A 26,486-nucleotide genomic window follows, 5' to 3' on the forward strand; every position below is an offset into this window, starting at 1 on the left:
ATGAGCGAGAAAACAGGAGAAAACATTACTTTAAAGTGGGAGGAAAGCATATGACTCATCCTATTAAAAAGCAAATTGGAACTGTATTTATTCCTGTTAAGGATTTGCAGAGATCCGCGGAGTTTTATTCCAACGTATTTGATTTGCCCCTGAAAAAAGTTTCTCCCCCGGTATACAATCTGGAGTTGGACGGAACTCCGATTACACTGGATGTTGATAATTTTGAGAAGCCTTACCGCGAGGGAGAGGTTCGGCCAAGCCCTAACGGTTTGTTTTATGTACCTTGCAACGACATTGAACAAGCCCGAAATTTCCTGCTTCAGCTCGGTGCGGAGGTTACTCCGGTAGAACGGTTCCACAACGTATCTTTGTTTTATTTCTTCGATCCTGACAGAAACAAAATAATGGTTTACCACAATTCATAGAAGACTCGATAAAAGCTGCCGCGGTTGGCGGCTTTTTTTCGTTAAAATCAATTCTTTCGTTCGATTGTTGCCGGTTAGAAAAGGTGGGAAAATATTCATAAAATAAGTAAGAAAAAATGGCTGGAAAAAAGAATGGTATGAACCTAATCCCATATTCGTGGCGAGGGTGATCGGGATTATGTACGAGAAACAGAGTGGATGGCTGGCCGGTGAGATCGATCGGTTGTCGCATCATTATCTGGTAGGCCGGGACCGGGAAATCCGAATTTTTCAGGAATGCTTGGCGGACGATGCGCCGGTTGTGCGGATATTGAATATATACGGTACGGGGGGCGTGGGGAAAAGCTACTTGCTTGACGAATTCCGCAGGTTCTCCGAGAAGGCCGGTGTCCGGTTTTTGTTCATGGACTGCCGGGCGTTCTCCCGGAATCCTTCCGAGTTCTGCTTATACCTGCTGCATCTTCTTCGCTATCCGGGTTCACAGGCGGAAAATGCAGATACCGGCTCGCTGATTGAAATTTGTGCGGACGAGATCGGAAAAGACGCGGCAGGGAGAAAATTCGTTCTTGCACTGGATACGTTCGAAGAATTGGGAGATATGGAGCACTGGCTGAGGGAGGAGTTTCTGACGCGCCTCAGTCCGAATATCCTGACGATTCTTTCAGGAAGGCTTCCTCTGCAAGGGACATGGCGGTCCTCTCCGGCTTGGCGGCAAATGATTTGCCGTCTGCCGATTGACGATTTTGCTTATGAAGACGTCAAACAATATTTGGACCTTGCAGGCATCCGGCAGGAAGAGACAGTTCGGCATATTTGGGCTCGAACGAAAGGACATCCCTTGACCTTGTCTTTGTTCGTATCGACGACACTTGCTCAAATGCATATGAAATATTCGATATCCCAGAACGGTCATGAAATTTTTCCGCATGTCGTCAGCACTTGGCTGAAAGAGGTTCCGGATCCGGAAATCCGCGAATTGGTTGAGGCGGCTGCTGTTTTACGGCATTTTAATCAAGAAACGCTAGGCTTTATTTTGGAAAGGCAAGTGACGACGGAACAATTCCTGAAGCTGATCAGCCATTCTTTTATTCGCAGAGTTGACCGGGGATGGCTGCTGCACGATTTGCTGAGGGATGCCATCGGCCGTGAAATGCGCAGGCGCATGCCTGAATACTACGACAAGCTTTGGAAACGCTGCGTACTGCATTATTATCTCCTGATCAAAGCATCGATCCAAAAGAAGTCCGTCTCATGGGAGAGCGCGGAATGGGTTTATTATATCGGCGACCGGTTAATTCGCACGTTGTTTTATCATCAATCCGTCACTTATCAACTGGAACCGCTTCATCCTTCGAACCTGACAGAGGCGGAGCGTTATATTGAAGAACGCCGTCAGCGCGTCCACGATATGCGGATTCAACCGATTAACCAGGAAACGGATGAACAATTTGAATATTGGATTACGGCGGAAGAGAGTCTGCTCGGGTACAAGCATTTTGCATTGCAAGAAATTTATGATCTGGACCCGAATGCAGTTAAGCTGATACGGGATCCTCAAGGCAAGGTGTGCGGCATGACGGAAATCGTGCCGATCCATGAAGGTACATTGGATTTTTTAATGTCCAAACGACCGTTCTCGGCTTATTTCACCAGCCTGTCCGAATCCAAGCTCAAAGAACTGAGGACCCCGCCAGAGTCAATTGCCGGGTATTTTGTCGCTTTTATCGATGTCCGCGATTACTCCGATCTTTCCATGCTGCAAGCGGCAGGACTTACTTTCATCACCTATATGCTTTCCGCCGGCCTAGTGGTGACAACCGCGCCGATGATTCCGTTTTTTCGTTCCGTCTTTCAAAGCTTGGGGCTCGAGAAGGTGAAGGATGCCGTCCATTTCGATTATTACGATCATATCCCCACTCCTTATTTCGTCATGGATACAAGAGGAAGAAAGCTTATAGACTATTTGAACAAAATGATTGCAACGTTCGGTCTTGCTCAGGATGCGGAGGACGTGGATCAGCGAATGCGTGCTTTGTCCAAACGCGAGAGGGATGTCGTCAGTCTCCTGTTAAAGGGCCGCACCAACTCGGAAATCGCCGGCGAGCTTTGCCTCAGCGAGGCAACGGTAAAAAAGCACGTCTTGCACATTTTTCGAAAGCTTCAAGTGAAAAACCGGATCCAGCTGATGAACCATTACAGCGACCTGTAAAATTCGTTTGAGCACATTGTACGTCTATCGGCGTCTTTCTACTCCATTACTCCTTTTTTGCCACTTTCGGATAATATCGGCCAGATCCGTCCGGTGCTATCCTTAAAGATATTCTTTTTCAATAGGGGTTGGTGATGGAAGATGAGATTTTGGAAGAAGAAAACCGTGATGATTTTTCTGTTTGTTGCCTCGATGATGATCAGTTCTTTCGGTTCCGCATACGCCGCGGCGAACCTGGTACCGATCAAGGCGTTTTTCAATAAGGGCGTATCGTTCGTCCTGTATGGAGAACATTGGCAGCCGAAAGATGCAAACGGAAAAGCTCTGAATGCAATTTACTATGAAGGCACCAACTATTTGCCCGCCCGCGCTTTGTCGGAAGCGCTGAAAATCCCAATCGAATTCGACGCTTCCACCCAAATCATCTATATCGGCGAAAAGCCGGGAGAGGAAACGCCGATTTTCGCGTTGCCGATGGAAATTGATAATATTTATGCCATCCTGACCAAAGATCCGGCGGAGACAACCATCAAAGGCACGCAATACAAGCAAGTGCTTAAGATCGACCAGTACGGAGACGTCGTATTTACGCTTGACCGCAAATTCAAACGGCTCGTGCTAAGTGCCGCGGTCATTGAGCCGGGGGAACACGAAGTGGAATTTACGCTTTATAACGGGAGCGAAATTGCGGGGAACGCCGCCGATACCGTAATGGAAGTCCATAAAGTCAGCCCGGAAGATCCGGTGACTCAGATGGTCTTTAATGTGGAAGGTTTGGAAAAAGCGAGAATCCACGTGCAAAGCCATAACTTGAATCCCTATATTTATGCGAGGATTATCGGAGACTTGTCTTATTTCGATAACGGGGAAACGACGAGCCGATGAGAGCGGCGGCTGGAAAAGTTTTAACAGGAATTATTGCCTTTCTCACGGTTTTGTTCCTGTTAGGGCCGATGCCGCGAACGGATGCGGCGCAAATTACCCGAGCCAGCATTCAGGATATCGTTACCCGTTCGACGGTCTCCTTTCTGGTAGCCGGAAAGATGTACGATGTGAAATTTGAATCCGACAAGGCTTATTCCACTTCCATTGAAAACGTGAAGCTGGAGTATTCCACCGACGGAGGAGCAACTTGGGCCGATATTCCCCTTCCAAGGGTGGTGAACGGATTCTGGAGTTCGGCTTTTAGCCTTCCGATCGATCCGAACTTGACCTCCGCCTTGCTTCGATTCAGCATGTATTTCGATCCGATTATCGGCTCCAGGACGTATTCCGAGAAGATTTTAGGCCCTTACAAGGTGCTGCAGCCGGTAGGTCCTTCGGATTTCACGGCGGCCTCTAATGATGACGGGACGGTAACGCTCCGTTGGAACGACAATACGAACATGGAGTCGTTTTACCAAATAACCCGAGCCGGGCCCGATGGATACAAAACATTCAATGTGCCGGGCACGATGGATCACTTCGGTCCGTTAAGCTATACGGACAAACAGACGAATACATCGAAAAGCACAATCTATATTTATTCTCTTATGCCGGTCGTGGACCGGTACGATTTGCCGGAAGATCTTTTACCGGGGACCGTTTGGGCATCGGTCAAGACGAAGGTGCCGCTGAAGGTTACGGATAAATACAAAGTGGATCAGCAAATTGTGATTCCGGAGCTAATCACTCCGTCAGACAAAAACAAGCTCGAACTCGACAACACGATCATCGAATCGGGCGTATTGAAGTATTTGGAAGACTTTAACTTAAAGCTTGGGGATTTGGATAAAACGGCAGTAAGCGGTATCAAGCTGGATCAAACATCGCTCGTGCTGAAAACGGGGGAAAGCCAAACTTTGATCGCGAATGTCACTCCTGCAGATGCGGCCAACATAAACGTCGCATGGAGCAGCGATAACAGTCAGGTCGCCCAAGTAGACAGTTCAGGCAAAGTGACGGGCAAGTCGCCGGGCATTGCGAAAATTACCGCGACAACCGAAGTCGGCCATTTTACTTCTGTGAGTATCGTAACGGTTCTTGCGGATCCCCCTCCTCCGGTCGCTCCGCTTCCGGTCTTCAAGGATTTGGCCGGCCATCCGGCGAGCCCGGAAATCGCCAAAGCGGTGGCAATCGGCGTCGTGAGCGGTTACCCGGACGGAACGTTTCGACCGGATGGGAGCGTCACCCGGGCCGAGTTTGCGACCATGCTCATGAGAAGGATTTTTGCAGGAGATGACGGGGCGACGCTTGATTTCAAAGACAAAGACAAAATCGGGGATTGGGCGGTTGAGCCGGTAAAGAAGGCCGTAAAGCTCGGCATCATCAAGGGATACGACGACGGCACTTTCCGGCCGAACGGAAATATTACCCACGCGGAAATGATCTCGATGGTTATTCGTGCCTCCGGTCTTCCGACGAAAGATGCGCCGGAGAAAACCGGCTTTGCGGATGACGCGGATATTCCGAAATGGGCGAAGCCCGCCGCTTCCAAAGCCGAGGAAACCGGCATTATTATCGTAGGCGGCCTGCCGGAAGGCAAATTTGCTCCGCAAGCCCTGACGACCCGCGCGGAAGCCGCAACGGCTATTGTCCGGATGCTGGAAATTCCAAAATAGTAAAGTAGGGTTGGAGCAACGTATCCGGGATCCGGGAGCAAACAATACGAAGAATACAAGATTTCAGAGATAGACAAGAAATTGATTGATCCCGCCTAATTTATTGTTCCGCTAATGGGTACGAGTGTGCGGCGATGGAACCGATCCATCGCATTTTGCATTCTGTAGTTCTAACGGATAATAGAGCAAAGCGATGGAATCGATCCATCGCTTTTTATAATGTTGTTGGCGAGCTGCACGCTCAACAAACGGGCAGTAGAGTGTGGAAGGAAATGAGGAACCAGGGTAAGCAGCGTTGGTTAATGGGCTTTTTACTGAAGAATTTCACCTTTAGTTAGCGCTTAAAATGAATCTGGAANGCAGTAGAGTGTGGAAGGAAATGAGGAACCAGGGTAAGCAGCGTTGGTTAATGGGCTTTTTACTGAAGAATTTCACCTTTAGTTAGCGCTTAAAATGAATCTGGAAGGAATATCCTTATTGTTAGGGAACTATAATGATTAGCTTACTTTGGACTTGTAGGAGGTATTTCGGTGATTCGCCATAAGCTCAAGGTTATTGAACGAATGTCCGAAGGAAATGGGCTACGAATTGAGCATGAAGAAATTACGATTCAAGGAGTGTCCATCGATTCAAGAACAGTACAGCCAGGTAACCTATTTGTCCCGATAATAAGACAATTAGATGGCCACGATTATGTTGAAGAAGCATTTTCTAAAGGGGCGGCCGCTTCGTTCTGGCAAAAGGATCATCCAAACCCGCCTGTTCATATCCCGTTAATCTACGTAGATGACTGTTTAAAAGCATTTCAAACTCTTGCCGCTAATTATCGTAAGGATTTATCAGTCAGAGTAATTGGCGTTACTGGTAGTAATGGCAAGACTACAACAAAAGACATGATAAATTCAGTGTTAGGTACAACCTACCGAGTGCATAAAACAACGGGAAATCTAAATAGCCAAATAGGAGTTCCCTTGACCATTTTAGAAATAGACAAGAGCGCTGAAGTTGCAGTTATAGAGATGGGGATGAGCGAGCGTGGCCAGATCGACCGCCTCTCCCGTATGGCTAGTCCAAACGTAGCCGTCATTACTATGATTGGTGTTTCCCATTTATCGACTCTTGGATCTCGTGAAGAAATCGCAGCCGCAAAATTAGAAATTGTAAATGGCTTAGAGGATGATGGGGTACTTATCTACAACGGAGACGAACCGCTTTTAACCGAAGGAACTAAAGGAATAAAAATCGCGACGCCGATAAATACCATTAGCTTTGGCGAGTTGGAGACAAATGACTTTTATGTTAAGTCAGTAGTAACGAAGGAAGAAGGTTCCTATTTTAAAGTCGGTGAAGATCAGTTTTACTTACCGCTTCTTGGTGCTCATAACGTTTTAAATGCACTTGCCACCATTGCCGTTGCATCAAAGATGGGCTTAGGTCAATCTGAAGTCGATGAGGGTTTTCGTTCCTTAAAAGTAACTGGTATGAGGATGGAGAAGATTGCCTCTCCCCCGGGGTTTACAATCATTAATGATGCTTGGAATGCTAGTCCAGTATCGATGACCGCCGCAATAAAAACCTTTGAAGAATTGACAGGTTACTCTAAAAAACATCTAGTCTTAGGAGACATGCTCGAACTTGGTGAACAAGAGCAGGAATTTCATCGAGACATTGGACGTGTCATTGATCCAAGTAAGGTTGATTTTGTCTATACAGTCGGCACTCTCAGTAAACATATTGCTTTTGAAGCAGAGAAGAGATTTCCAAATGGTTGTGTACTTGCGTTCCAAGACAAAAAGGAGCTAGCTCGTGTATTAAAAAATCAGGTGAAGCAAAAGGATATTATTTTGCTAAAGGGGTCAAGAGGCATTCAGTTGGAGGCACTTTTGCCGAGTTTGTTAAAATAACACAAAAGGCAGTTGGCTATTGGCCACAGAGAAAAGCGATGGACCCGATCCATCGCTTTTTTATTATGCTGCGCTGAACAAACGGGTTACGATACTTCAATTAAGCATTATGGCTGCCGGCAAGCACGTACGGCTGCTTTTTCATTGAACAAACGGGCAATTACCTTCAGTGCCATGTGATAAATTATGTATAAACGGTAATGGTATATCTTTTGGAGAAAGGGTTTTTTGGTAATATTCAATTCTGCGTTAAACTAGGAGTAGTTTTGAATGAAATTCGACGACATAAACGATGTATTTATGCCAATAAGCGGTACAGTTCGTAAGGGTACCGTGATTTTGATTGAAGTGACGACAAACGGGATTATTGAGGAATATGATAAAGGTGGAATTTCTACAAAGGCTATTTTAAACAGTTGGACATACGGTGCTAACAGGCTTATAAAACCTTTTAAATTGCAGAGTTATTCCTATGAGGGAAGTACTTTTAAGGCGTCCTTGGAAGTAGTTAAAAAGAGTAAAGAATTGGATGAACTGAAATTGCTCTGTCAGGATATTATTGATGTTTACAACTACGAAAATATAAATATTATCAAATGGACAAATAGGTTAGAGGAGTAGCTGCTGTTAAGTAAGGAATACGTTGACTTATTAAACAACAGAGCGAGGCTGCCGCGGATTGATCGGCGGCCTCGCTGCGCTAGCGGGCAGGATAATTTCGTATTCTATGGAATACCTTAATGTGGAGTTTTCTTCGAGGATGTTGAATTCGAATTTCTAAGGGACGTGATCCGATGGAGCACAAGCAGATTCCGATTAGACCGTTCAATCCAAAACGTCCGGGTGCACTCGTAGGCGTCATGATGGCCGTTTCGGAGTATCTGGGCGAGCTTTACAGATTCATTGCGGAGAAGAGGGCAGGCGTCTCTGCTCTTTGTACAGAGTGCGATGGAACCTTAGTTAGGGCCGAGATCGACCACGACCGCATGATCGCGCCTGAGCTGTCGATTAAGAACGGCGCTGTGCTCTTGTGGGCCGGAACGGATTGCGCGCCGGTGCCGAGAAACAGGCAACTAGCGGCGATGCTTGGGATCGATTATCAAGTGCCGCTTGAGGAGCAAGATCGACGGTTTATTTCTGTCTTGCTGTATGGGTACGACAAGGAGCCTGTTTCATTTATACATAACAAGAGGCAACGTACGGACTATTACCGCGGGTGTGTATTCGAACTACAATCCATGATCGATGCGGGCACGACCAGCAAAGGCAATCTGAGGGCGATCTCGTTCTTCTCAAAGAAAACAGAGTGTCCCGCGTGCCAAGGAACCGGGATGACCAAAGGTGTGGCGGATATCCACATCGCTGGCCATACGTTGGCAGAGGCCGACAAGCTGTCGATATCGGAAATGCTTACCTTCATCAAGAGCCTGCGGCATTCTATGGGCGCGCATGAGTTCGACATCATCAGCCCCATCGTCCTCCATCTCGAGCCGATGCTTCTGTACCTGAGCAAAATTGGGCTTCGGACCCTGCCTCCGTTCACCGCACGAGGCGGTCTTCCGGTCAGTTCTTCTTGAGCCGCCACGATGGACAAGTTTCGGATGATACTGGAACATTGGAGAATGCAACGGTCTCCAATTAATAATACAAGCTAACGGGATACTGAGAGTGCAGCGGTGGATACAATCCATCGCTTATTTCGGTTGCAACATTGCGCTCAACAAACGGGCAGAACTGTTTAATCTACCATCCTTCGTTAAACTAATGTTATATGCGGTCGGGCCCAGACACATTAGCAATCCCTGAGAAACCGGGCCTACTGTTGGATGATAAAATGTAGACATAAATGAGGCTGCATTTGGGGCATGTTCTTGACACTGGACCGGGTAAGTTTGGCTCTTGTACCAGCCTAAGCTGTTGCAATAGACGTCCGTACCCTCGGTTGAAAAGTCTAAAGGAATAAACGTCGGCCCCACACAAAGACGAGGAGTTGAAGTTATGAAATTTCTGCTCACATCTGGAGGCATCAATAACAAAAGCATACACGACGCGCTGGTTGACATGCTGGGTAAGCCGATCGCCGACTCCAACGCCTTGTGCATCCCCACCGCGATGTACGGACACCCCTGGGTCGGCCCCGGCGTCAAAGCCTGGGAATTCATCAGCGGGAAAGAAGAGAATCCCATGGTCGACCTGGGCTGGAGGTCCGTCGGTGTGTTGGAGCTCACAGCGCTGCCAAGCATCGACGAAGACCGCTGGATGCCGCTGGTCCGGGAGACGGACGTCCTGCTTGTGGCGGGCGGCGACGCCCTCTACCTGTGCCATTGGATGCGGCAATCCGGGCTGGCAGACCTCTTGCCGTCGCTGCAGGCAGTCTATGTGGGAATGAGCGCCGGGAGTATGGTGATGGCACCTAACATCGGGGAATTCTTCATTGGCTGGACTCCACCCAACGGTGGTGATGAAACACTGGGACTGGTTGATTTTGCAATGTTTCCGCACCTGGATCACGAGATGCTGCCGTATAACACGATGGCTGCTGCAGAGAGATGGGCTGCCGAGATGCAGGGGCCGGCATATGCAATTGATGATCAAACCGCCATCAAAGTGATCGATGGAGTGGTCGAAGTTGTTTCCGAAGGGCATTGGAAACTGTTTACGCCATGATCTTACTAAGCTGCTAGCTTATTGGGTGCAATCTCGAATGCACTGCATTATACGGGTTCTTGAAATGATGAAAGCAAACCCCGAAAGGTTACTGGAGCAGCCTTATTTGTGTTCAGGGCGAAATATAAACTGATAAAAAAGTACATATACCCTAAATTTGAAAACGCTATAATAGTTCCAATAGGAGGTTGTTATAAGCAATGGTAGAGCATGCCAACAACCAAAGCTTGAATCGTTTAAGCAAGTTTGACGGGTATAAACCGAATGTTGTGCCCAATTCACTTAAACTGATTCGTGGCAATCTTTATGAAGAACCTAAGGAGGATGGTATATCTATGACAGAGCAGAGCACCGCGTTGTTCAATGGAAAAGTCACTTTGTGGCAATACGTCGAAGATCTGGATAAGGCTGTACAGTGGTATCAGGAAGTGCTGGGTCTGAAATATGCGCACGATATAGGTCTAGCATACTTTTTCACGATCAACGAGTATACAGAATTGGCTGTTAGCGATCTTTATATGGGGGAAGAGACGAAAGGCAATTGTCCTAGAAGTGTGATGCTTGATTTGACAAGTGACGATATTGTTAGGACACATCGTGAACTGATTAGTAAAGGTGTACGGGTAGAAGAAGAGATACAAAATCCCGCTAAAAATTATCATGAATTTTATTTCTGGGATTTGGAAGGTAATCAAATTCGAGTGAGCGGTTTCGTAAACTAATAGATTCCATAGGAACGGCAGTCAGGAAGGGGCAACAACCCCACGGCTGCCGTTTTTGAAATCATACTGTCGTCTTATGAAGAAAAAGCATATATACTATAACTCAGATGCAAAAAATGGAAGAGGGTCGGAGAAGGTGCAGCATGTCATTGAGGTTGAAAATCTGGTGAAGAAGTACGGAGACTTCGTGGCTGTAGACGGTGTAAGCTTCGAGGTGCGCCAAGGAGAAGTGTTCGGGCTGCTCGGTCCTAACGGCGCGGGCAAAACGACGACAATGGAGATGATTGAAGGGCTGCGGAAGCCGGATGGCGGAACGGCCAAGGTTGGGGGTTATGACACACGCACACAGCTGGAGCAAGTGAAGGCGGTAATCGGCGTGCAGCTGCAATCGACATCCTTGTTTGAGCTTCTGACGGTGAAAGAAATAACGCAGATGTATGCATCCTTTTATAAAAATCCCGTTCCTGTCGATCCTCTTCTTGAAAGCATGATTCTGAAAGATAAGCTGAACGGCCGCGTTAAGCATCTTTCCGGCGGGCAGAAACAGCGGCTTGCGATCGCATTGGCGCTTGTGAACGATCCGCTCGTTGTGTTTCTGGACGAGCCGACGACCGGACTCGACCCGCAGGCGCGCCGTACGTTGTGGGACATTATTCAACGTATGAAGGAGCAAGGCAAAACGGTGATCCTTTCCACGCACTACATGGATGAGGCATACATATTGTGCGACCGTATCTGCTTAATGGACCAGGGAAAAGTGATCGCGCTGGATACGCCGCAAAATTTAATCAACTCTCTCGGGGCGGACCGGACGATCGAATTCCATATTCCTAACAGAGAGAAGCTTATGAAGGAACAATTGCAGCAGATCGAAGATATACTCAGAAGCACTCATCGAGTCAGCCGGGTGGAGGAGCGGAAGGACCAATTTGTTCTCTACACGGACGACTTGCAGGCGTCGCTTACCGATCTTATCCCGAAAGCGGACGCGCACGGGCTGGAACTGACGGATTTAAGCACGCGATCCGCGACGCTTGAGGATGTATTCATTCAAATGACGGGAAGGAGCCTGCGGGAATCATGAGAGCGTATTGGCAGTTAACGCTGGCGCAGTTGCGGTTATTTTCACGCAATCGGCAAATGTTGTTTTTCTCGTTGTTATTCCCGATCTTGCTGATGGTGGCGCTCGGCTCGTTCTCCGGAAACAGCGGCGCACAAATATCGGCAGTTATTGTGGATGACGACGGATCGGATTCGTCCAGAGCGATTACCGATGCTTTTCTAGATCAGTCGGCCGTGAAAGCGGAACTGGTTGAAACCCGTGAGGCGGCACTCGATATGCTGAAACGTGGCGACCGGCAAATTGTCGTCGTTGTACCTGCCGGATATGGCGAGCGGCTTGCTTCCGGCAGCAGCGTAACGTTGGAAACCTTCTTCGACGAGAAAAATATGATGGCCTCCCAGCTCGGCGTTACGTTCGTCAGCGGAGTGGCGGACGGAATCAGTAAAATGATTACCGGTTATGAGCCGGTTATTACGATAGACGCAGAACCTGTTCAATCGTTAGGTTTGAAATACATTGATTTTCTCGTTCCGGGGATTGTCTCGATGATGATTATGTCTACGAATTTGAACGGCGTTGCCGGACAAATTTCGTCCTGGCGCGAGCGCGGCGTGCTGCGCCGGATGCAAAGTACGACGCTGAAGGCGCGAACGTTCATTTCGGCGCAAATTACGGCACGCTTGCTCCTGAATGCGGCGCAAGCAGTGATTGTACTGCTGATCGCTTCGCTTGTGTTCGGCACTCAAGTGAAAGGATCATGGCTGCTGCTGTTGTTCTACGTCGTGCTTGGCACGCTCGTGTTTATGTCCATCGGCTTCATTATTGCGGGAGTTGCCAAAAACCCGGAAAGCGCGGGTCCGATTTCGGGGCTTATTTCATTCCCGCTGATGTTTTTGGGGAACGTGTTTTTCCCGGTACGGGATATGCCGGACATTATGCAGCCGTTCGTGAAGGCGCTGCCGATTACCCATCTGTCGGAAAGTATGCGGGAAGTGATGAATGTCGGAACGACGATGACGGGGTTATGGAGCGAAACGTTGATCTTGCTCGGATGGCTTGTCGTTTCATTCATTGTGGCTAGCCTTACGTTCCGGTGGGAATAAGAAAACGATTATCATTACTTGCTGCCCTTGTGGCAGCCGTTTTTTTAAGGGGGGAGCATTCTGGATTTTGTAATTGTCGAGGGGATACCGGGCTCAGGGAAGTCCACAACGGCAAGGTTCATAGCTTTGCAATCCGAGAGGAATGAAAATGCGACGAAGCTTTTTCATGAATCCGCTTATCAACATCCGATCTTCATTCAAGAAACAATACCAACCCCGAATGATTGGATGGAAACGTATTTATCGAATTGGGATAAGTTCTTGGAAGAATACAAATATAATGAAATAACGGTAGTAATGGAATCGGTCTTATATCAAGCGCCGATTATTCATTTGCTGCACATGGATGTACAAACGGAAGCGATTCTAACCTTTATAGAAAAGATTGAATCACGTTTAATAGAATTTAACTGTAGTTTTGTGTTTCTATATCAGGAAGATCCGTCAGTCGGAATAAAAAGAATGATGAATACAAGAGGAGGTAAAGAGTGGCTGAATTCGACTTTTGAGAGATATAAACACGAGCCGTATTATGTGAATCATAGTAGGAGCAATCCGGAGTCGCATCTCGGCTTTTTGCAAGAGTATGCCGAGGTTGCACGGGATGCTTATGTAAGGTGTAGCCTAAGATCTCTTTCGATTGATAATTCCGATTGGGATTGGACCTCATACCATGCTCAAATCTTGGATCACTTTGGGTGGTCCTATATCCCCGATCCGATCGTACCGGTTTCCGAACTTGTTAAGTATGTTGGGGTTTACCGCAGCGATGAATTGGGTTTTAATGCTCACGTTGAAATAAAAGACGGCCAATTGATAGTGTTTGGAGATCAGCGATTAAAGGTGAAAGAGCCGAATACGTTTTACCTTGATCATGTCAGCATTCTTATAAGTTTTTTGATGGATCCCATGGGCGAATGTAATCATTTTGTAGTAAAAGAGAAGGATTTAGTAGGCAATCATAAGGATCAAGGAACAATGTTTCGAAGAATCTCTTGAAGCCAAGGGATACCCTATGGCTTTTTTTATCTCATTGAGTCAGGAGGACTACATTTTGCTTCAGGAACGAATCAGTAAATAGGTAGAAGCGTATGATCAGAACGGTTATTTGAATGGATCCATCTTAATAGCTTGTAACGGACAAATTATGTTTAGCGAAGGTTTCGGAATGGCGAATCGGGAACATGGGGTGCCTAATACGCCTGTTACCAAATTTCGGATCGGATCTTTGACCAAGGCTTTTACTTCCATGGGTATATTTCAATTACACGAGAAGAACAAATTGAACACCAACGATACTTTAGATAAATATTTTCCCGAATATCCAAACGGTGATCGTATTTCGATTTTCCATTGCTTGACGAATACTTCCGGCATTCCCAACTATACAAGTTTTCCGGATTTTTGGCCTTATTCGATGAGGCTTCCATCCTCTTTAAATCAACTTATCGACTCCTTTAAAGCACTTGAATGCGAATTCGTACCGGGAAGCAGATTTGGATACTCAAATTCCGGCTATGCGTTGCTAACGGCCATCATTGAATCCGTTTCCGGAATGTCCTATTCCGATTATATTCGGGAGCAAATTTGCATTCCTTCGGGCATGCTTCATACCGGCTGTGATGATGGAACTAGGATTGTACCGAATTTAGCCGCAGGCTATTCCTTTTACGAAGAACCGATCCATGCCGCATATCAAGATATGTCGTATCCATTAGGGGCCTATGGATTGTATTCAACCACTGAGGATTTGTTGATTTGGGATAAAGTATTAAAAACATCCCAACTATTAAGCAAAGACCTGACGGAAATCATGTTTACGCCTATTCACAGTTCATACGCAAGCGGGTGGATGGTTTCACAAGTAAATGGCCGAGCTTGTATCAATCATTTTGGGGACGTTGGCGGGTACTTTAGCGATTTTCTCAGGTTCGTCGATGACGAAGTTACGATCATTTTCTTGAGCAATATGAATGTAACTCCTGTAACACATTTAAGCCGAGAGATGGCCAAGGTTGTTTTTGGAGAAAATGTATCTTTGCCGCTGCTTGCCGAACCTATTCTACTTACCGATCAAGAATCGATATTGGGTAACTATGCGGTCGATGATTCGGACACAATCCTGGAAATATCATTAAAAAACAACGAACTTTATCTTACGGTTCCTAAAATGTACGGTGTCTTATACAAGTTTAAACTGGTTCCAGTAAGTCATGATTCAACCCAGACTACATTTTTAACCGAAATGATTCATGAACAACTTGTATTTCGTTATTCAGAAGCCGGCGAAGTGAATTGTGTTGAATATACCGATTATTTTAGTGAGAATCATATGTTATTCAGAGTGAAGTAACAGGGCGTACGGGTAAAAAGGGGGCTTTCACAAAAAAACCTCCCCTTAAACTCGTTTATAGTCTCGGATAATTACATCAATCACATGCTTGCCCCAATGGGAGGCTTCCGAGCCTTTATCATTCCAAGCGTAGGTGATAAGCGCTTTCCACAAAGCCCAACCGCGTGCCCGATTGAGCGTATCCTCATCGAAATTCATGCGGCTAAGGAATATTTCCCGGCTGATATCGTCAAAAAAGTTCCAAGCCATCACAAGGTCGCTTGAAGGATCACCCACGCCCATAGTTCCGAAATCGATGACACCGCACAGCCGTCCATTCTTCACGAGCAGATTGCCTACAGCAACGTCGCCGTGCAGCCATACCGGGGCCGATTGGTAGGTTGTCGCAAGGGAAAGCTCCCAAATTTCCGTTAAAAGCCTTTGATCGTATTGGCCGGAAAGTGTTTCGATGACGGACCTTGTTTCGTGATCGTAAACTGCGAGGTTTCCGCCGCGATGAAAGTTTTGAACGCCGGCCGGTATGCCGCGGCTTGCGTCGATCGCTTCCAGCTCTTTCAAAAATTCCGCAAGGTCTTCGGCAAACTCGTTTATATCGCGTATGTTTGTATGTGTAACGGTATCGCCTTCGATCCATCGGTTGACCGACCATGGAAGAGGATATTCGTTCGTGGGCTCTCCTTTTGCAACGGGAGCCGGAATCGGCAAGGAAAGATGAGGCTTGAAGATCGGAAGCCACGTCAACTCTTTTTCGACAGCCGAAGCGTAGCGTTCATGACTGGGCAGACGAACGGTCATCTCGCTGCCTAGCCGAAAGGTACGGTTATCATGTCCGCTTTTTTCTACGGGTCTAATCGATAAATCGCTCCACTGGGGAAATTGACTATCGATTAATCGACGTACAAGTTCGACAGTAATTTCAATCATGCCCTTCACCGCTTCCTGAATATGGTTGATCGTTAGAATTAGTTTATCTTACGACGGGTATCTCGGTAAAGGCAACTTTGGGAGAGGGCAGCTTTATTTTTCATTTCTATCAAGGAGTCAATTCATTAGGACGAATACTGGTTAAACACTTGGAAGATCAAGATGTAAAGTTCATCGTTCACGGGCAATTCGGGGTAAACCAGATTGAATGAAAAAACGGTCATTTTCTCAACCATTGAAGGGGGCAAGCAAATCATACTGGAATAACCCAGTTTTACGTAACCAACAGGTAAATTTGATAAAAATAGACACATTCAGAGTAACCTTTGGATGGTATACTTTTCCTGTTGGGTAAAAGCAAATTTAAAAACGCAGCTTCTCAATGGAAGGAGTGGCATTTTTGAATCAAGGTGCAAAAAAAATTGTTGATGAAAGAAATCTTGATGGCTACAGGCCTAGTAATGTACCTAATGCATTCAAAGTAATCTATGGTATACAAAACTCAATTAAGCAGGAGGAGATTTCCGTGTCTCAAACGAAAGTCGAAATTTTTGAATCCATTGACCACATTCAAATTGTGATTCATGAAGATGTAATCGCCGATGCAGCAGCGTGGTATATCAATAATCTTGGCTTTACGGAAGAGTGGAGTCATGAAGGTTCTCTATTTATGTTAAATCTGCCGCAAGGTCACAAGATGATGATCCATAGCGGTTCTTCAACAAATTCTCTACTCTATCAACCAGAGGCGGTGAATGACGGTGCTAACCCGATGCCTCCATTCATCTTCAAAACATCACAAGACCTTAAGAATCTGAAAGAAACATTGGAATCCCAAGGAGCAACTACTATATGGGAATCGGACGAAGGATTTGCAGATTACCTATCCTTCAAAGATCCGTTTGGACAAGTGTGGTCGGTTATGAAGTCGAAGTAATAGTCGGGTTTACACACTCGAACTAGTACAACAGCGGAACAGTCGGATGCTTCGGCATCCGTTTTTCTTTGCAGGCGAGGAACCGTTCGGCATCTTGTTCCTTATTAAGGAAATCGGGTGCTTCAGATGTTAAGATTTGGTGATTCACGAAAGCAATCTGACCGTGGATCGTTTAGAGGAGCTTCTGGCAAGTATGTCATAAAAGTAAGAGGTAAGCCTCGAATTGAACCGATTCTAGTACCAATGGAATCTCATGATGAAGCGGTAACGTGGTTTACGAAGCATACGGGTACGGGATGGTTCATTTAACATCAATTTGGATTAATCAAAATCCAACTATGTTGCATAAGTTGAAAATGTTGGAGCCCAAATTTGACTTTGGGCACTTTTATTAGTGCAACTGTAATGCACTAGGTTAATGAAATAAATCTAATATCTCACACGAATGGCAATCCGATTTCCATCCGGATCGGGGATGACGATCCCCACCGATCCGTCGCCCAGCTGATCCGGTCCGAATAGAATGGGAACTCCCATTTCGCTCATCCACTTGCAAGCTTTCTTTATATCCTTCGTTCGCAAGCCGATGCGGGTGTCGCCGGTCGTCAGTTGGAACTTGTTGATAAGCTCCAATTGATCGATAACACCAGAAGAGGGAAACAGCCGGGAATAATTCTCACGGGATACTCCGGCATCTTTCACCGCGAAACACGCCCGATCAATATACAACTCTATTGGTGAACCATAAGTAGCTGCGCAAACACTAGAGTAGGGAAGCGGGCCGCTCGTAACGATGATTTGATGCCCGTCCGGATCGGAGGCAACAAAGAAATGAACATGAACGCCACCCCGATCCAATGGGTAGATGATTTCCCAGCGCTGCTGTTTTGCCTCCTCAAAGGAAACGGTAATGTTACTGCTTCTTATAATCGCCGAAGGGCGCCAGTCCGTATGCGTCAGATCCAAACGCTCGTCCATCAAAACCAAGTTATGGCCGGAGGACATAGGAAGAACTCCTATCGGTCCGTCCTCCAGATCGGGAATGATGTTCATCCCGAAGAGACGGCTGTAAAACCGAATGGATCGCTTCAAATCGCTGCATAGAACGATTACGGAATCGAGTCGATATTCGGCTGCCTCCGTTTCCTCCGCTTCAAATCTGTTCCCGCCGAAGGAATAAAAGGGGCTGATCGGGATATGAGTCGGCAGTGCGTGAACGGGCAACTTCGTCAATTCGAGCTCGGAACGAAGCAAATCAATCATCTTGGACACGATTCGAACCCCGGCTTCCTCCTCCGACTTGGCCGTCCTCAACAACTCTATTGCAGCATCGGCCATTCCCTCTTGATGAGGGTCTCCTCCCCTCGGGAACGGGAACTTCGTCTGCAGAGCTCGAAAAACATCAGCCACAGCCGCATAACGCAGTTCTGCCTCATGCATCAAACCGGACAGCTTCGCACCGAAGCTAGTGCCATCCGTCCATCTTGCCGCTTGCTCTTTCCAAAATTGCGCCGCGTACTCGCGGCACCAGCCGTAAACCATGAGACAGGAAGCGTTCCCAAGAGGGTCTACGGATTTTCTTCGGAAAGCACCGATCCAAGCGTCGTAGGCTTGCAGTCCGTTGGTTAAAGGAAGGAAAGTGTAGTCCTTGCCTTCCGCATAATTCAAGATCCGGTTTAACAGTCGGAACAGCTTCAAGACTTCCGATTCTTCTTGGGCAGACTTCGTGCAAGCATATGCATATAATTCTCTGGCAGTTACGGATTGGACCAAACTATTCCCATAGTACAAATGGGTATACGGTATGGCTCGATCCGCTCTTGAATCCATTACTTGAAGCAGCTGGTTGATGTCATCGTACCCGTAAACAAGCGCCCCTTCGTAATGCAAGCCGTTGTTCAAATAAACGGGAAGCCCTCCGTCGATCGACTCCCTAATCATATCGAGCGTAAACAATAGCTTGCGGGTTTTGTGCGGGCTGTCCGGCGCATGCCGGTAATGCTGATAATCGACATATCGGGAATGCAGCCCGAGATTTTTCAAGCCGTTCGCAAGAAATGTATCCCAGTCCCAGTTTATTATGCTTCCAGGGTTTATGCTTTGTGTAGAAACGTTAAGAAGAAAGGCATACCCTGAAAACCCCATGACTTCCGCCATTGTCAGCTTTTTACCTGCGAACGGCATCAAATGAAATAAACAATGCGGAATCGACATGCCGGGATGAATCGGCCGATCGCCCAGTAATCCGGGTTTCGTCAAACAAACCGAGCGCAATCCCTTCTCCTTCATATGGATATGGATCCGGCTTCTCAAATCGATTTCGATTTTTTCGTCCTCGACCTTTTTTCGAATTCGGGAAATCATCTTGTGGACATTGTTCACATTCGTATCGAAATAATCGGCGATTTCTTGCGGCGACAATTGTTCATAAAAGTGCTTCTCGAAAACTTGGCGTTCTTTGGGCCCGAGGCTGCGCACCAGAACAGACATCGTTTCCGGGAGGTCGGCATTCAGCACATCCGTTGTGACGTCATCCTCGTATATTTCCCGCTGCCGAAGTTTCTCTGACAAGCGATGAAGCACAATGTCCAAATTTCCGTAATCCGGTTCTTCGTCGCCGGGGCGGTTTTCGTAGCTGGAGAAGGGCCGCTCTTTACGGTATATTCCGCCGCGGCGCAGCTTCATCATGGCCTGATTGCGAACGATCGTTCTAAGCCAAGGGAGGAATTTGTTCAGATCGACGAGGGTAGCCATCTTCATGAACGCCCGAATCAACGCCTCTTGAACGACGTCCTCCGCCATATGCGTGTCATTCGTTACCTTCTTCGCCCAGCCGAAAGCTTTGTCCCGGTGTCGGGCCAACAGTACGTTGAATGCATCATGGTCTCCTAAACGAGCCTGATTCGTCAATTGTTCGTCGCTAAGCTGTTCCAGCATGTTCTGTCGGTTGCTCCTTCTACTAAACTATCGAATATATCATAAGCAAAAAAAGGTAATTGAGGAAGATCTATAGAAGAAGTGTAAAAATTTTTTTTGCGCATGTCAGTTTCTCATATGGAGATGGCGTCATACAAAATGAACGGAACATTATGAACTGAGGAGATGACATGAGCTTGGGTGTAGAAAGGGAGTTGCGTTTATTTTACTGCGATTTCGGCGGCGATCCGGATTTGAAACCGATCCATGAAGCAGTGCGGCGATTTGAAGAAGAGCATCCTGGTGTCCGGGTGAAAGTGCATTATCAGAACCGGTTGGCTCCTTCCGTTTCATTGCAGGAGGTAAATCCGGATGTATTTTTCATGCTGCACGGCGATTTCGGATATGCTCGGAAGATCGGCTATGCCGCGGATTTACGGCCCTTTTTCCAGGAAAAAGGGGTCTCTCCGGCTGATTTTGTGCCTAAAGAAATACTTGATTTGCTTGTAGAGGAAGGGGAATTGACGGCGGTTCCGGTTGCCGTCAATATTTTCGGAGCTGCGTATGACAAGAAATTGTTGGATAAAGCGGGGATACAGCACCCTAATGATCGTTGGACGTGGGAGCATTTTGCCGAAATAACGCGAGAGCTTCAGCACAATAATCAACGGGATGATTTCTTTGGAGCAGCTTTGATCCTTCATCTGGATTTATTGGAGAATGTGGTGATGAGCAACGGCGGCTCCTACTTATCTCCGGACGGCAGCCGCGCGAGCGGTTATATGAACGGCAAAGCAAGCGTTGAGGCAATAAGCTGGGCGGTTGATTTTGTCCGAAAACATAAACTTTCGCCGAATACCGGCAGTCACATTCCGATACAAGCGTTTAATGAAGGAAAAGTCGGGTTGACGATCAACCGGCATGAGGAGCTGCGGAAAATTACGCCGGAAAAGAGTGGCCGTGTCGGATTCGTTGGACTGCCTCATTGGGGAGAAGGGAATCGTGCAATGGCTCCTATTCTATACGGTTTCGGGGTGTCGGCTCATACGAAGCACCCCGATCTGGCATTCGAGCTGCTTTGCGAATTAACGATAACCGATAACGCGTTCATAAGAGAGGAAGCTAGGAGACCGCAAATTACGCTTCTTCGCGAAAGCGACGCGGAGCTTAATAGGATGCAGTTAGAGCTGAAAAGAGCCATGGAAAGCCAGTATCCCGACCTTCGAAGGGGTGCCTTCTTGGCGAACAGGCACTGGTTCGGAAGCATTTGGTCTCACATGCTGGAACCGGTATTGCATGGCGGTGCGTCTGTACAAGACGTTCTTAACGACATTGCCGCAGCAGTGGATCGGCATTTGCTTGAAAGTGAAAATCATTAGTAAGTTGAACAAACTCGATATTTGGGGCGGCTGGCCTGCCTAAAAGGAGGATGTAAAACATGAGCAGCAGCAATGTGGCTGAGGAAAAAGACATAATTTCGAACAAAGAAAATGTAAAGTCGTTCGCTCACCTGACTTACAGCGCAATTTACGCAAGCGATTTACAGGAATCGGCCCAATGGTATTATAAAGCGTTCGGCGTTCAAATCGTATCTATCAATTCCGATTTCGCAACGATGGAATATGCGCCTGGCCGAATCATGTTTTTGGAACGAAATCCCGATTATCCGCGCAGCTTAAGCTTTTCAACCAGAAACATCGAGGCTTTAAGGAGGCAGTTGATCCTTCAGAAAATTGATATCGAGGTTGATGAGGGATCCTATTTGAAAATTAAAGATCCCGATGGCAATACGATTGAGGTTAGAAAAACCGCCCCGGAATATGAACGGGTAAATATATCGATGCCAAGCCAGTTCGTACGCGATTTAATTCGTTGCCGATTGGAAACAAGGGAAGAAATGCATGTAATAGCGAAACAAATTCATGATGATCTTGAATTTCAATCCGTCTCGGCCGAGCTTCTCTCTATATGTAAACAACACGGATTGAATGAAGCGGGAGAACCGTTCATCGTATCCAGATATTCCGATAAGGTTGAGGCTGTCTTCGCATGTATTGCAGTTGACGAACCGCTTGTCGGCCAACTTGCAGACGGCGCGGAATATATACAAATTCCGAAGTATGATTATGTCGTATTTCCAGTGTCCTATGATGTTGTCGATAAGCTTCGCACGGATCATTTTGCCGGATTAGCCGGTTTTATGAGCTGGTCGTTCACGAAGCCCGAGGAAAGCTACTACATTCTTGAGCACTACAAAGATGATTTCATCTACGTTCATATGCCTTATTACTGGGATAAAGGCTGGCAAATTCATGACAGTCTAATGAATCAAAAAGGGGATGAACAACATGATCAGTAGACAGTACTTAGAATTATCGGTTCCTACTTTGTATGCAAGCAATCTGCGTGTATCCGCCGAATGGTACCAAAAAATATGGGGGTTTCAAATACTGGAAATAGGTTCAAACTCGGCAACGATGCAGGTCACGCCAGGAGTAATTTTCTATTTAAGCACGAGTGAGGATGCTCATAGGGATTTGGCATTTTCAACAAAGAGAATGGAACAGTTTCGGGCACATCTTGCTGAACATCATGTCGTTATTGAAGAGGAACATGACACCCACTGGATATCGTTCAGAGATCCGGATAACAATCGTGTAGGTGCGTGGGCAGGCGGCTTTGGAATGGATTTGATCGAGATCACATTGTAGGAAATGTAATACATTTCATTGCAAAGGAGATTGGGAGAATGCAAACGAATAGCGAAACCAAAGCCGAGGAAAAAGTGAATCGGCAAGACATTGTAGGCATGACTTGTATTTATGTTCCGGTCAGCGATGTTTACCGGGCCGCACAGTGGTATGAGAAAAATTTAGGCTGCAAGCTTCGGGAAGGCGATAAGATGGAGCCTGGTATGACCGGAGCGATTATGAGATTTCTCGATGAAAATGGGAACCATCAGGACCCTGCCACGGGAACGATTCCCGCTTTGTTCCTTCTCCAATCCGGACCGGAAGGAGGCCGGCTAGGATTTACGGGAACATGGGAAGGAGGTCAACGTCATGCCGTCGGGTGTTTCGTTACTCCTCGCATTCAAGAGCTTTTCGAACGTTTTAAAGAAAACGGAGTAAACATTGTGGGCGACATTCGGATCACATGCAGTCCGAACTTGCAGTTCTACGATCTTGACGGGAACATGTGGGAAATTTGGCAGCCGTAAGGGCGTCGGGAGTATAAGGAAAGAAAAATTGCGAATTGGAGGGAATAAGGTGACTGTAGAAATAAAAGATTTAGGTAAATTGAGGTTTGTCGGAATAAGAGTTGAGTTTTCGAATGCGAATCAAAGCGTGCGAGAAGCAGTCGAGCAATTGAAAAACAGAAGGAACGAAATCAAAAATATCACAGAGCCCAATACGATCTATGGGATTACGACATTTCAAATTCATTACGTCACGGATCCCAATAATTTAGTCTATTATGTATGTTACAAAGTAAATGAATTTGAAGAAATCCGGAACGGATTGGAGCCTATTGTACTGCCGCCTCATCAATATGCGAGGATCGATTATGTCGGTCCGATGTCCAATTGCCAAACAGCCTATTCAACCTTGGATTCATGGGTAAATGAAAATGGTTTCGCACAAGATAAAGAAGCATGTAACATAGACGTCTACGAACAACAGCATCATTGGTCAGAGCCGGACCGTAGTGATAATGTACTAACCATTTACAAGGCTATAAACAAAAAAAGAATCTCGGGGCTTGCGTGCATTAATATTCCGGTCCGAAACGTAGATGTTTCAGCAAGCTGGTATGTTGAAAATCTTGGTGTCATTCTGCAGCGGGAACCGACGCGGTTTGAGCAAAACGCAAATGCGATCATTCAATTTGGCGAAGATGGCCCTAGCGTACTGATGCACGAAGAGAAGGAACGGACTCCGTTGCATTTTATGCGAGACGGTAAGCCGGCACCGATCTTTGAGTTACGTACCGATGATGCGGATGCATTTTACAAACAATTGCTGGAAAAAGGGGTTACCGTTTCGAATCGATATGATAACTTGCCTTGCGGCAAGTATTTCCATGTCCATGATCCGGACGGAAATGTAATTACTATAGTAGAGTAAATTTTATCTCGCATAATCAAGAAGGCAGCCGCGCGGCTGCCTTTGATTATTGAGGATTACAGAGCTGCCACAATCTTCTCCAGGCATTCCAGCCCCGCTTCCTCGCGTTTCTTCGCTTGTCGGATCTCGTCGGCCAGCTTCGCCAATCGCCCCGGCTGCAAATAATTGTCGTCACTCTTGCCCCCGAAGGGCAGCAGCTCCGTCGCAGTCTGTAAGTGAGAGGCAATGTCCCGATAAATCGTAGCCGCCACTTTTAAGAGGCCGGCCGGCGTGCCGCCGATTTGCGCCGCCGCTTCTTCAAGAAAGGAAGCGGCATGCATTCTGCATTCTGCCCAGCATTGTCCTGCGTACGACAGGGCGAATATGTTCGGGGAAGCTCCTTCCACCGCTTGTACCCATAAATCGTATGCATCGAGCCCGGCTTTGTACGGCGGCTGCACCCATTTCCGAGGCCCCTGTGCATGTTCAAGCGCGAAGGAGAGCGATTCCTTCACAACGTCCCGCGGCTTCGAACTTCTGCCCGGTTCGACCCAATACATTTCGAGTAGTCCGATATGCATCGTCCCCAACACCCGATAGGGCGTCATGGCGGGACCCTCGCTCTTCAATACGATCATGTCCCCTTTGTCGGAGATGATCTCTCGAACACCGCCGTTATAGACCATTCGGAGGTTCCCTTTAAGCTCATACCCACGCTCTGCGGCAAGTGCGATGAGCAGCGCGTTCGTTTCTTCATTATCGAGCGAAACATAACCCTGATCTCCGTATACAGACAGCCGTTCTTTAATCGCAGGCGGCATGACGAAGCTCCGGTCTTCATCACTTTCGGATTGAATGTCGGCACCTATTCCTGTAAACAAGTAACTGTCGCGCTCATATCCGTAGACGACATAATACTCCGGAATGGCGAGGTTATATCCGTAGCAAGGGTATCCGCGGTCGATGGCATTCTTCGTGTTTTCCCAAGCCATCTGCTGCTTGTCCGCAAAATCGTCATCCGACTTGAATCCATAGACTCCGTTTACTGTAAAACCGAGATTGTTGCACAAGTTCATCATTGGCCCCTGATACCAAGGTGCGCCAGCTCCAAAGCCTTGTTCGTCCATGTGCAGGATAAACGCAGCTCCCGTACCGCCGAAAAGCCATGAATCCGACAGCTCGATACCTAAATAGTCGCTGCATCCCTTGAGACAGCCCAATTGGGAATTCCAGAAATCCTTCATTGCCAAACCTTTTAACCTTCCCATGATACTCCTCCCGTTTGAATCGGTTTCGGACTTTCGGTCCCTTTACGTTTTATCTTAACGGGGGGAGTATGACATATCGTGTCATCGTGAAGGTGGGCGTGAAGTTTTTTTTCAAGAAGATTTATGTAGAGGTTGCGCAACCATTTAGGCGATTCAACGGTTATATGGATCGGACTTGCGAATATGACGGACAGCAATCGATACGGGTCATAGTATTCCGCACGGAAGAGATCGCCGGCCACATGTTCGAACCGGAACGGAAATGTGCCCGAATACGATGATGAGCTTAACCGGACATAGGCGATATTCGCCTCGTTGGCTAGTTCAGGTACGACCTCTGCCTGCTTCAGCAGCGGGGTCAAATCGAACCGCGACTCCGTGAGTTCGGCGCCCAGAAGGCCGACTAGCGCGAAGAAGCGGATCTGTCTGCCAGGTTCGCAGAACCCGACGACGAAGTTCTCATTGTGGTAAGAATAGATGCGATAGGGGGAAAGTCGGATCGTTTTTACGGTTCCCTGGTCGTCATTATAACGGATGCTGGCCTTCAGACGGGCATCGATGGCGGATTGAAGCGTATCGAACGTGCTGAGCTCGGCCGGGTCGATTGGAAATAGAGGCAGCGCGATATCCGCTTCTTCGGCACCGCCGTTGTCGATCAACCTGCGGAACAACCGGGAAAGGTGCCGCGCATGCTCCGATTCCAGCATTGCATATTGGCCTGCTAAATAGGAAAGCCCTTGTCGCTGAGCGCCTGTCATCACGATGTGGCCCAGCACGAACGCATCCTGCGTATAGTAGTAACCCTTACGGACGCGGCAAAATTCGATCGGAGCTCCCATCGAATCGCGCAAATATTCGACATCCCGTGCCGCTTGCCTACGACTAATGCAGAATTGCTCCGCGATATCTTTACAATTGGGATAGGTTTTCATTCGAACTTGCGTATCAATCCAACTCAATCGATGCATATTGCTCAGTAGAAACACCTCCGTATCTACTTTCCTAAAAGCGTTTATTCGGATCTTGCCAGATGTGAAATCCGGATTCCCAAACCAAAAACTTCCATGTCCTTACGGACACCACCAGAATTGAAAATGTAAAGTATGTTTTAAAGACGGATCTTTCTACGATGATGGTAATAGCAGGTAAAGGTCGAACCGATTTTTGGCTGTACTGCCGGCGCTGCAGGTACTGCTGATATTGCCAATGCTGCCGGTATCGCCGGTTACCACTGCATCCGGAATTGACGCTAATCGCTTTGGCGCTAACGGAACCGGATGTCCGCTAAT

Annotated in this window: 23 protein-coding genes; 19 read left to right on the forward strand and 4 right to left on the reverse strand. The window is 47.2% G+C overall.

The annotated features are described in order from the left end of the window. The 13 genes from PT964_RS24545 to PT964_RS24605 all read left to right on the forward strand — a co-directional run. The coding region (locus PT964_RS24545; RefSeq protein WP_274366006.1) for a VOC family protein at positions 1–425 on the forward strand (425 nt) is incomplete at its 5' end. A gap of 178 nt (positions 426–603) precedes the next feature. After that, a complete protein-coding gene (locus PT964_RS24550) occupies positions 604–2,634 on the forward strand; it encodes a helix-turn-helix transcriptional regulator (protein ID WP_274366007.1) in 2,031 nt (676 codons plus the stop codon). Positions 2,635–2,775: 141 nt separating this feature from the next. Next, entirely contained in the window at positions 2,776–3,519 is a 744-nt protein-coding gene (locus tag PT964_RS24555) for a hypothetical protein (protein WP_274366008.1), read from the forward strand. Beyond that, positions 3,516–5,234 carry an S-layer homology domain-containing protein gene (locus PT964_RS24560; RefSeq protein WP_274366009.1) on the forward strand — a complete coding sequence of 573 codons (1,719 nt, stop codon included), beginning with the start codon at positions 3,516–3,518 and terminating at the stop codon, positions 5,232–5,234. Before PT964_RS24555 ends, PT964_RS24560 begins: the two co-directional genes overlap by 4 nt. 530 nt (positions 5,235–5,764) lie before the next feature. Beyond that, entirely contained in the window at positions 5,765–7,138 is a 1,374-nt protein-coding gene (locus PT964_RS24565) for a UDP-N-acetylmuramoyl-tripeptide--D-alanyl-D-alanine ligase (protein ID WP_274366010.1), read from the forward strand. A gap of 270 nt (positions 7,139–7,408) precedes the next feature. Then, the gene (locus PT964_RS24570) at positions 7,409–7,759 is read left to right on the forward strand and encodes a hypothetical protein (RefSeq protein ID WP_274366011.1); all 351 of its coding nucleotides are present in this window, start codon (positions 7,409–7,411) and stop codon (positions 7,757–7,759) included. A 173-nt stretch (positions 7,760–7,932) separates the two neighbouring features. After that, positions 7,933–8,715: a hypothetical protein gene (locus PT964_RS24575; RefSeq protein WP_274366012.1), complete on the forward strand. Its 783-nt coding sequence runs from the start codon at positions 7,933–7,935 to the stop codon at positions 8,713–8,715. Positions 8,716–9,136: 421 nt separating this feature from the next. Next, positions 9,137–9,805 (forward strand): Type 1 glutamine amidotransferase-like domain-containing protein, encoded by a 669-nt coding sequence (locus PT964_RS24580; RefSeq protein ID WP_274366013.1) that lies wholly within the window; start codon positions 9,137–9,139, stop codon positions 9,803–9,805. Between the two features lie 200 nt (positions 9,806–10,005). Then, positions 10,006–10,527, forward strand: coding sequence for a VOC family protein (locus PT964_RS24585; protein WP_274366014.1), 522 nt, complete (start codon positions 10,006–10,008; stop codon positions 10,525–10,527). 136 nt (positions 10,528–10,663) lie between these two features. Continuing rightward, positions 10,664–11,611, forward strand: coding sequence for an ABC transporter ATP-binding protein (locus PT964_RS24590; RefSeq protein WP_274366015.1), 948 nt, complete (start codon positions 10,664–10,666; stop codon positions 11,609–11,611). Then, positions 11,608–12,693, forward strand: a complete 1,086-nt coding sequence (locus PT964_RS24595) for an ABC transporter permease (protein WP_274366016.1) — start codon at positions 11,608–11,610, stop codon at positions 12,691–12,693. Before PT964_RS24590 ends, PT964_RS24595 begins: the two co-directional genes overlap by 4 nt. A gap of 261 nt (positions 12,694–12,954) precedes the next feature. Further along, positions 12,955–13,692: a hypothetical protein gene (locus PT964_RS24600; protein ID WP_274366017.1), complete on the forward strand. Its 738-nt coding sequence runs from the start codon at positions 12,955–12,957 to the stop codon at positions 13,690–13,692. A gap of 148 nt (positions 13,693–13,840) precedes the next feature. Continuing rightward, positions 13,841–15,046, forward strand: a complete 1,206-nt coding sequence (locus PT964_RS24605) for a serine hydrolase domain-containing protein (protein WP_425262796.1) — start codon at positions 13,841–13,843, stop codon at positions 15,044–15,046. A 45-nt stretch (positions 15,047–15,091) separates the two neighbouring features. On the opposite strand, the gene PT964_RS24610 is transcribed toward PT964_RS24605, so the two are convergent. Continuing rightward, entirely contained in the window at positions 15,092–15,970 is an 879-nt protein-coding gene (locus tag PT964_RS24610; protein WP_274366019.1) for an aminoglycoside phosphotransferase family protein, read from the reverse strand. 400 nt (positions 15,971–16,370) lie between these two features. Here PT964_RS24610 and PT964_RS24615 point away from each other — a divergent pair, with 400 nt between their 5' ends. Then, positions 16,371–16,907, forward strand: coding sequence for a VOC family protein (locus PT964_RS24615; protein ID WP_274366020.1), 537 nt, complete (start codon positions 16,371–16,373; stop codon positions 16,905–16,907). Positions 16,908–17,336: 429 nt separating this feature from the next. Here PT964_RS24615 and PT964_RS24620 read toward each other — a convergent pair whose 3' ends face one another. Then, positions 17,337–19,844, reverse strand: coding sequence for a sigma-70 family RNA polymerase sigma factor (locus PT964_RS24620; protein WP_274366021.1), 2,508 nt, complete (start codon positions 19,842–19,844; stop codon positions 17,337–17,339). A gap of 176 nt (positions 19,845–20,020) precedes the next feature. Between PT964_RS24620 and PT964_RS24625 the strand changes: the two genes are divergently transcribed. From PT964_RS24625 to PT964_RS24645, 5 genes are read left to right on the forward strand one after another with little or no spacing between them, the layout of a single operon-like run. After that, the gene (locus PT964_RS24625) at positions 20,021–21,202 is read left to right on the forward strand and encodes an extracellular solute-binding protein (protein WP_274366022.1); all 1,182 of its coding nucleotides are present in this window, start codon (positions 20,021–20,023) and stop codon (positions 21,200–21,202) included. Between the two features lie 59 nt (positions 21,203–21,261). Beyond that, positions 21,262–22,182 (forward strand): VOC family protein, encoded by a 921-nt coding sequence (locus PT964_RS24630; protein WP_274366023.1) that lies wholly within the window; start codon positions 21,262–21,264, stop codon positions 22,180–22,182. Continuing rightward, positions 22,172–22,534, forward strand: coding sequence for a VOC family protein (locus tag PT964_RS24635; protein WP_274366024.1), 363 nt, complete (start codon positions 22,172–22,174; stop codon positions 22,532–22,534). Before PT964_RS24630 ends, PT964_RS24635 begins: the two co-directional genes overlap by 11 nt. A 38-nt stretch (positions 22,535–22,572) precedes the next feature. Further along, a complete protein-coding gene (locus tag PT964_RS24640; RefSeq protein ID WP_274366025.1) occupies positions 22,573–23,043 on the forward strand; it encodes a VOC family protein in 471 nt (156 codons plus the stop codon). 49 nt (positions 23,044–23,092) lie between these two features. Further along, positions 23,093–23,950, forward strand: a complete 858-nt coding sequence (locus PT964_RS24645) for a GyrI-like domain-containing protein (RefSeq protein WP_274366026.1) — start codon at positions 23,093–23,095, stop codon at positions 23,948–23,950. Between the two features lie 56 nt (positions 23,951–24,006). Here the strand turns inward: PT964_RS24645 and PT964_RS24650 are convergent, their stop codons facing one another. After that, on the reverse strand, positions 24,007–25,197 hold the full coding sequence (locus PT964_RS24650) for a cysteine peptidase family C39 domain-containing protein (protein ID WP_274366027.1): 1,191 nt from the start codon (positions 25,195–25,197) through the stop codon (positions 24,007–24,009). Then, the gene (locus PT964_RS24655; protein ID WP_274366028.1) at positions 25,185–26,048 is read right to left on the reverse strand and encodes a helix-turn-helix transcriptional regulator; all 864 of its coding nucleotides are present in this window, start codon (positions 26,046–26,048) and stop codon (positions 25,185–25,187) included. The genes PT964_RS24650 and PT964_RS24655 overlap by 13 nt, the downstream gene beginning before the upstream one ends. Between the last annotated feature and the right edge of the window lie 438 nt (positions 26,049–26,486).

The sequence above is a fragment of the Paenibacillus thermotolerans genome, assembly GCF_028745515.1.
Taxonomy (GTDB): Bacteria; Bacillota; Bacilli; order Paenibacillales; family YIM-B00363; genus Paenibacillus_AE; species Paenibacillus_AE thermotolerans.

Coding starts and splice junctions, on each gene's coding strand:
- PT964_RS24550 (WP_274366007.1), top strand. CDS start 604: ATGTACGAGAAACAGAGTGGATGGCTGGCCGGTGAGATCGATCGGTTG.
- PT964_RS24555 (WP_274366008.1), top strand. CDS start 2,776: ATGAGATTTTGGAAGAAGAAAACCGTGATGATTTTTCTGTTTGTTGCC.
- PT964_RS24560 (WP_274366009.1), top strand. CDS start 3,516: ATGAGAGCGGCGGCTGGAAAAGTTTTAACAGGAATTATTGCCTTTCTC.
- PT964_RS24570 (WP_274366011.1), top strand. CDS start 7,409: ATGAAATTCGACGACATAAACGATGTATTTATGCCAATAAGCGGTACA.
- PT964_RS24575 (WP_274366012.1), top strand. CDS start 7,933: ATGGAGCACAAGCAGATTCCGATTAGACCGTTCAATCCAAAACGTCCG.
- PT964_RS24580 (WP_274366013.1), top strand. CDS start 9,137: ATGAAATTTCTGCTCACATCTGGAGGCATCAATAACAAAAGCATACAC.
- PT964_RS24585 (WP_274366014.1), top strand. CDS start 10,006: ATGGTAGAGCATGCCAACAACCAAAGCTTGAATCGTTTAAGCAAGTTT.
- PT964_RS24595 (WP_274366016.1), top strand. CDS start 11,608: ATGAGAGCGTATTGGCAGTTAACGCTGGCGCAGTTGCGGTTATTTTCA.
- PT964_RS24605 (WP_425262796.1), top strand. CDS start 13,841: ATGTTTAGCGAAGGTTTCGGAATGGCGAATCGGGAACATGGGGTGCCT.
- PT964_RS24610 (WP_274366019.1), bottom strand. CDS start 15,970: ATGATTGAAATTACTGTCGAACTTGTACGTCGATTAATCGATAGTCAA.
- PT964_RS24620 (WP_274366021.1), bottom strand. CDS start 19,844: ATGCTGGAACAGCTTAGCGACGAACAATTGACGAATCAGGCTCGTTTA.
- PT964_RS24630 (WP_274366023.1), top strand. CDS start 21,262: ATGAGCAGCAGCAATGTGGCTGAGGAAAAAGACATAATTTCGAACAAA.
- PT964_RS24635 (WP_274366024.1), top strand. CDS start 22,172: ATGATCAGTAGACAGTACTTAGAATTATCGGTTCCTACTTTGTATGCA.
- PT964_RS24640 (WP_274366025.1), top strand. CDS start 22,573: ATGCAAACGAATAGCGAAACCAAAGCCGAGGAAAAAGTGAATCGGCAA.
- PT964_RS24650 (WP_274366027.1), bottom strand. CDS start 25,197: ATGGGAAGGTTAAAAGGTTTGGCAATGAAGGATTTCTGGAATTCCCAA.